The sequence below is a fragment of the Paenibacillus sp. 23TSA30-6 genome (assembly GCF_014858585.1).
In the GTDB taxonomy this organism is placed as follows: domain Bacteria; phylum Bacillota; class Bacilli; order Paenibacillales; family Paenibacillaceae; genus Paenibacillus.
The window spans coordinates 1-7,340 of sequence record NZ_SLTL01000064.1 but is presented as its reverse complement, the minus strand read 5'-3'; the positions used below and the strand labels follow the sequence as shown (position 1 = coordinate 7,340).

The 7,340-nt window shown below is 58.4% G+C and carries 1 protein-coding gene; it reads left to right on the top strand.

The window, feature by feature from the left end:
* Positions 1-7,340, top strand: a 7,340-nt coding sequence (locus E0698_RS25960; protein ID WP_192513394.1) for a non-ribosomal peptide synthetase, incomplete at both ends; no start/stop codon positions are given.

Below are 7,340 nucleotides of genomic sequence, written 5' to 3'. Positions count from 1 at the left end.
CCGTTTGCGGAGGGGGAGAAACTGTACCGCTCGGGCGACTTGGCGGCTTGGCTGCCGGACGGCAACATCGAATACCTAGGCCGGATCGACCACCAGGTGAAAATCCGCGGGTACCGGATCGAGCTGGACGAAATCGAGACGCAGCTACTGAACGTCGAGGGCGTGGAAGAAGCGGTGGTGCTTGCCCGTCAGGACGGCGGGGGCGAGAAGGCGCTTGTCGCCTACTTTGTGGCGGACCGGACGCTGACGGTCAGCGAAATGAGAACCTCGCTGGCCCAGGAAATGCCGGGGTACATGATCCCGTCGTACTTCGTGCAGCTGGAGCGCATGCCGCTGACGTCCAACGGCAAAGTGGACCGCAAAGCGCTGCCGGAGCCGCAAGGCGGCTTACAAACGGGCGTCGAATACGTAGCGCCGCGTAACCGGACGGAGTCCCAGCTTGTGAAGATCTGGGAGGAAGTGCTGGGCTACTCCGGCATTGGAGTCCTGGACAATTTCTTCGAGCTCGGAGGCCACTCCTTGCGGGCGACGAACCTTGTCAGCAAGATTCAGAAGGAAATGAACGTCGAACTTCCGCTGCGCGATGTGTTCCGCTATACGACGGTAGAGTCGATGGCCGGGGCTATTGCCAGCTTGGAAGAAACGCGGCACAGCTCGATTCCGAAAGCGGAAGAGAAAGCGTACTATCCGGTTTCCTCCGCGCAAAAAAGGCTGTACGTCCTGCACCAGCTGGATGGCTCGGAGCTGAATTACAACCTCCCAAGCGCCTTGCAATTGGGAGGGGCTTTGAACGAGGCCAAAGTGGAAAAGGCGCTGACTACTTTGGTGGCCCGGCACGATATGCTACGCACCGGTTTTGAAATCGTGAATGGGGAGCCGGTTCAGCGTATTCATCCGCTCGTAGCTTTCAAGGTCGAGAAGCTTCAAGCAAGCGAAGATCAGGTTGCAGCCATTCTTGAAGGCTTCATTCAGCCTTTTGACTTGACCCAGCCGCCTTTGCTCCGCGCCCTGCTGATCGAACTGGAGAAAGAGAAATTCCTGCTCGCGCTGGATATTCATCATATTGGTTCCGACGGCCTTTCCATGGACGTGCTGCTGCGCGAATTCGTGCGACTTTACAATGGGGAAGAATTGCCGGAGCTGCGGATTCAATACAAGGATTACGCCGTTTGGCAGCAATCCGAGGAGCAGCGCCAGCGCATCAAACGGCAGGAGGAATACTGGCGCGGGGTATTCAGCTCCGAGCTTCCGGTTCTTGAGCTGCCTCTCGACTTCTCCCGCCCGGCCGTCCAGCAGTTTGACGGTCAAACGCTCACGTTTACGCTGGATGCGGAGAAAAGCGAAGCTCTCAAACGGCTTGCCGGCGATTCGGGGGCGACGCTGTACATGCTTCTGCTGGCTGCGTACTCCGTATTGCTTCATAAATACGCGGGACAGGAAGATATAGTGGTCGGCACCCCGATTGCCGCCCGTTCTCACGCCGACCTGCAGCCGATTATCGGCATGTTCGTCAATACGCTGGCCCTTCGCTTGGGTCCGACGGCGGAGCGGACGTTCCTGGATTACTTGCAGGAAGTGAAGGAAACGACGCTTGGAGCCTACGAGCACCAGGACTATCCGTTCGAGGAGCTGGTGGAAGCTCTTCAGGTGAGCCGAGATTTAAGCCGGAATCCTTTGTTTGACACCATGTTTTCTTTGCAAAAACACGAAAGCTTGGATTTAACCTTGGAAGGCTTGCAATGGTCGCTGTTCGACATCGAGGAAAAGACGGCAAAGTTTGATCTTAGCCTTGATATCGTGGAAGCCGATAACGAGCTGGTTTGCAAGATCGAGTACGCTACCTCGTTGTTTAGACAGGAAACGATGGTACGGCTGGCGGGTCATTACGAGCAGCTTTTGGCGTCGATCCTGGCTCAGCCGGGTGCGCGGATTTCGGATTTGGATATCTTGACGGACAGCGAAAAGCATGATTTGCTGGTCGGGTTTGACGTGTCGTCTTCGGCTCTTGCGAAGCAACCCGCCGCAGAGGGTACAGGTTTGGAAGCGGATGAGTCGTGGAGAGAGAGAACGTTCCACGAGCTGTTCGAGGAGCAGGCGGAGCGCACTCCGGGAGCGCTGGCGGTTGTCTACGAAGACAGCAAGCTGACGTATGCGGAGCTGAACGCCAAAGCGAATCGTCTGGCGTATGCACTGCGGGCGCGCGGGGTGAAGCCGGAGCAGGTGGTCGGCATTCTGGCCGGCCGTTCGGCGGAGCTGTTGATCGGGGTGCTCGCCGTATGGAAAGCGGGCGGCGCTTATGTGCCGCTCGACCCGGACTATCCGGCGGAGCGGATCGAATATATGCTCGCGGACAGCGGGGCGTCGGTGCTGCTCACGCAGACCCGCCTGCTGGAGCAGGCGGAAGCTTGGCGCAGCGACGGAGCTCTAGTGCTGCAAACGGTGCTTGCGCTTGACGACGCCGCGACGTACAGCCTCGGAGCGGCGGAAGCGGCTGTGGGTGTACAAGCTTTGGGCGAAGCAGGCGCAGAGGCGGAGGCTTTGGCGCAAGCGGAAACGGCTGCTGCCGAAACGTCCGCCACGGCAGAAGCCGAGAAGAACGTACTAGCGGCGGATCTCGCATCGAATCCGGCGAATGTGAACAAGCCGCGCGATTTGGCTTACGTCATCTACACCTCCGGTACGACGGGCCGTCCGAAGGGCGTGGCGGTGGAAAACCGCAGCCTGGTGAACACGGCGGCGGGCTACCGGCGGGACTACCGCCTGGATCAGTTCCCGATCCGGCTGCTGCAGCTCGCCAGCTTCTCGTTCGACGTGTTCGTCGGCGACATTGCGCGGACGCTGTACAACGGCGGCACCATGGTCATCGTGCCGAAGGACGACCGGATTGATCCAACCCGCCTCTACGGCTGGATTCGCGACTACGCCGTGACGGTGTTCGAATCGACTCCGGCGCTGATCGTGCCGTTCATGGAGCATGTGCATGCCGAGGGTCTGGACCTCAGCTCGATGCAGCTGCTGATCACAAGCTCGGATGCGTGCAGCGTAGCGGATTACCGCACCTTGCAGGAGCGCTTCGGCTCGCAGTTCCGTATTATTAACAGCTACGGCGTAACGGAAGCGGCGATTGACTCCAGCTTCTATGACGAGCCGCTGGAGAAGCTGCCGAAGACGGGCAGCGTGCCGATCGGGAAAGCGTGGCTGAACGCCAAGTTCTACATCGTGGATGCGAATCTGAAGCCGGTGCCGATCGGGGTGTTGGGCGAGCTGGTTATCGGCGGAGCGGGTGTGGCCCGCGGTTACTTGAACCGCCCGGATTTGACGGCGGAGAAATTCGTAGACAGCCCGTTCGCCGCTGGGGAGCGGCTGTACCGGACGGGCGACCTGGCGCGCTGGATGCCGGACGGCAACGTGGACTTCATCGGCCGGATCGACAACCAGGTGAAAATTCGCGGCTATCGGATCGAGCTTGGTGAAATTGAAGCGGCCATGAAAAATTTTGCCGGCGTGCGTCAAGCGCTTGTCATCGACCGGACGGACGAGCGGGGGCAGAAATATTTGTGCGGGTATGTCGTAGCGGATTCCAGCTTCGATCTGGAAGGGCTTGTGGCCCATCTGGACGCCGCGCTGCCTTCCCATATGGTGCCTTCGCGCATCATGCGCCTGGATCAAATGCCGCTTACGCCGAACGGGAAGATCGACCGTAAAGCGCTGCCTGTACCGGAAGGAAGCATTCGTGCCGAGGCTGCATACACGGCGCCTCGTACTCCTGCCGAGCAAGCACTTGCGTCGGTCTGGCAGTCGGTGCTGGGCGTGGATCAGGTCGGCACGATGGACAATTTCTTTGCGCTCGGCGGTGATTCGATCAAGGCCTTGCAGGTATCGTCCCGTCTTTTGCAAACGGGGTACAAGCTGGTCATGAAAGATTTGTTCCATTACCCGACGATTTCCGCCCTTAGTTTGCAGCTGCAAACGGCGGAGAGAACGGCAAGCCAGGCCGAAGTGACGGGAGAGGTCATCTTGACCCCGATTCAGCGCTGGTTCTTTGAACAAAATCCGGCCGACGTGCATCACAGCAACCAGGCGTTCATGCAGTTCTCCAAGCAAGGCTTTGACGAAGAAGCTTTACGCCAAGCGGTGCGTCAGCTTGTCGTGCATCACGATGCTCTCCGTACGGTTTACCGCCAAACCGAGAACGGCTATACTGCCTGGAACCGCGGCGCCGGGGAGAACGAAGCGCTGTTCGATCTGGAAGTTGTCGATTTCAAGGGAGTCGGCGACGTGAAAGAAGCGGTAGAGGCTAAGGCGAATGACATTCAAGCGAGCATCGATCTGGAAAACGGTCCGCTGGTGAAGCTCGGCTTGTTCCGCTGCGACGACGGCGACCACCTGCTCATCGCGATCCATCACTTGGTCGTAGACGGCGTATCCTGGCGGATTCTGCTTGAGGATTTTGCTGCCGGCTATGAGCAGGCGCTGCAAGGGCAGCCGATCCGTCTGCCGCTCAAAACGGATTCATTCCAAACGTGGGCGAAACAGCTCGCTGATTATGCGAACGGTCCGGCGATGGAAAGCGAGAGAGAGTATTGGCAGCATATTGAGCAATTGACCTATGAGCCGCTTCCGAAAGATTTTGAACAAGGCAGATCCAAGCTGAAGGACAGCGGGCTCGTGACCGTTCGCTGGACGGCGGAGGAAACCGAACAGCTGCTGAAGCAGGCACACCGTGCTTACCATACGGAAATGAACGATTTGCTGCTTGCCGCGCTTGGCCTCGCGGTACAAGCTTGGAGCGGCCGGGAACGCGTGCTGGTGAATCTCGAAGGCCACGGCCGGGAAGATATTTTGCCGGATGTGGACATTACGCGCACGGTAGGCTGGTTTACAAGCCAATTCCCTGTCGTTCTGGAGCCGGGTCACGCCCAGGCGCTCGGTCATCAGGTGAAACAGGTTAAAGAAAGCTTGCGCCGCATTCAGAACAAAGGAATCGGCTACGGCATCCTGCGTTATTTGTCGGCGCCGCGTGACGGCGAGCGCTTCGCTTTGGAGCCGGAGATCAGCTTTAACTATTTGGGTCAGTTCGACCAGGATTACGAAAGCAGCGGCTCGAGGCCGTCTCCGTTCAGCCCGGGCTCCGATTCAAGCCCGAATGCAGTGATGGATTATGTCCTCGATATCAACGGTATGGTGTCGGAAGGAGTGCAGGAACTCACGATCCGTTATGGGGAAACCCAGTATAAACGGGAAACGGTAGAGCGCCTGGGCACCCTGCTTCATTCGAGCTTGCGTGAAGTCATCAGCCATTGCGTATCGAAAGAGCAGCCGGAGCTTACGCCTAGCGACGTACTGCTTCAAGATGTGACGTTGGAGGAACTGGAGCGGCTGGCCGAACATACGGCGGCGCTCGGCGAACTGGAGAATGTATACACCCTGACTCCGCTGCAAAAAGGGATGTTGTTCCACAGCCTGCTGGATACCGATTCGGAAGCTTACTTCGAACAGGTGACCTTCGATCTGTACGGAAGCCTGAATGTCGAAGCCTTCACCCAAGGATTGGATACGCTGGTGCAGCGGAATGAGGCGCTGCGGACCAACTTTATTACCGGCTGGAGAGACGAGCCGATTCAAGTGGTATTCCGCGAGCGGAAGTGTGAAGTGTACTTCGAAGATATTCGCTCGGTAAGCGATGAAGACCCGGAGAAGACGATAGCCGATTTCGTCAGCGCGGATAAAGCGAACAAGTTCGATTTGGCCCGAGGCTCTCTTATGCGCGTGACAGTTTTGCGCACGGGCGACGAGTCCTACCATGTGATCTGGAGTCACCATCACATTTTGATGGACGGCTGGTGCATGTCCTTCATGATCAAGGAAGTGTTCGACACCTACTTCGCGTTCCAGGAGAAGCGGACGCTGGAGCTTCCTCCGGTTACCTCGTACTCCCGGTATATCGAATGGCTGGAAGCTCAAGATGCCGCGAAAGCTTCGTGTTACTGGTCCGAGTATTTGGCGGGTTACGATCAGCAGACCAAGCTGCCCCAGGAGAAAACGCAGCTGAAGCAGGGCGCTTTTGAAGCGGCTGAAATCGATGTGGAACTCAGCAAGGAACTGACCGGGCAAATCGAGCGGGTGGCGCGCCAGCAGCAGGTGACGCTCAATACGTTCATGCAGACCGTATGGGGACTGGTTCTGCAGGTATACAACAACAGCGAGGATGTCGTATTCGGCTCCGTCGTATCCGGGCGTCCGGCGGAAATTCCGGGCATCGAAAGCATGATCGGCCTGTTTATTAATACGATCCCGGTCCGTATTCAAGGCAAAGCCGAGGAGACGGTAGCCGATATCTTGAGAAAAACCCAGGATCAAGCGCTGGCATCGGGAGCTTACGAAACGTTCCCGCTGTTCGAAATTCAGTCGCTGAGCGAGCAAAAGCGCGACTTGATCAACCATATCATGGTCTTTGAAAATTATCCGATGGAAGAACAGATTGAGCAGGTCGTCGGCGGAGACAAAGAAGCGCTGAAAATCGCTAATATCCAGTCGCCGGAGCAAACGAACTACGACCTGGACATTACCGTCATTCCGGAAGAGCATATTTTGCTGCGGTTTACGTACAATGCGCTGACGTTCAGAGAGGAAGACATCAGGCTGATCCACGGTCATTTTGCCCGGGCACTGGAGAAGGTTGCGGCTAACCCGAACATCCGCGTGAATCAGTTGGAGCTTTTGACGGCGGCGGAAAAAGAGCAAATTCTTGGCGCGTTTAACCCGGCGCAGCCGGAAGCGGCTCCGGCGGCCGCGTTCCACCGGCTGTTCGAGGAACAGGCGGAACGCACGCCGGAAGCGGCAGCTGTCGTGTACGAGAATGACCGGCTGACGTATGCGGAGCTGAACGAGCGGGCGAACCGCTTGGCGGCCACGCTGCGCGCAAGCGGCATCGGCCGGGAGACGATCGTCGGCATTCTCGCCGAGCGTTCGGTGGACTTGCTGGTGGCCGTGCTGGCCGTCTGGAAAGCGGGCGGGGCGTATGTGCCGCTCGACCCGGATTACCCGGCGGACCGCGTGCGGTTCATGCTCGAAGACAGCGGAGCGAAGGTGCTGCTGACGCAAACGCCGCTGCGAGAGCGCGCCGAAGCCTGGCTCGGCGAAGAGGAGCTGGCGCTGGCGGCGGTGCTGTACCTCGACGATGAAACTTCGTACAGCGAGGAGCGGACGAATGCCGACAGCTTCCATGAAGCCCGTCCAGAGGATCTGGCGTACGTGATCTATACGTCGGGAACGACGGGCAAGCCGAAGGGCGTGATGATCGAGCACCGCAGCCTGGTGAACACGGCGGCGGGCTACCG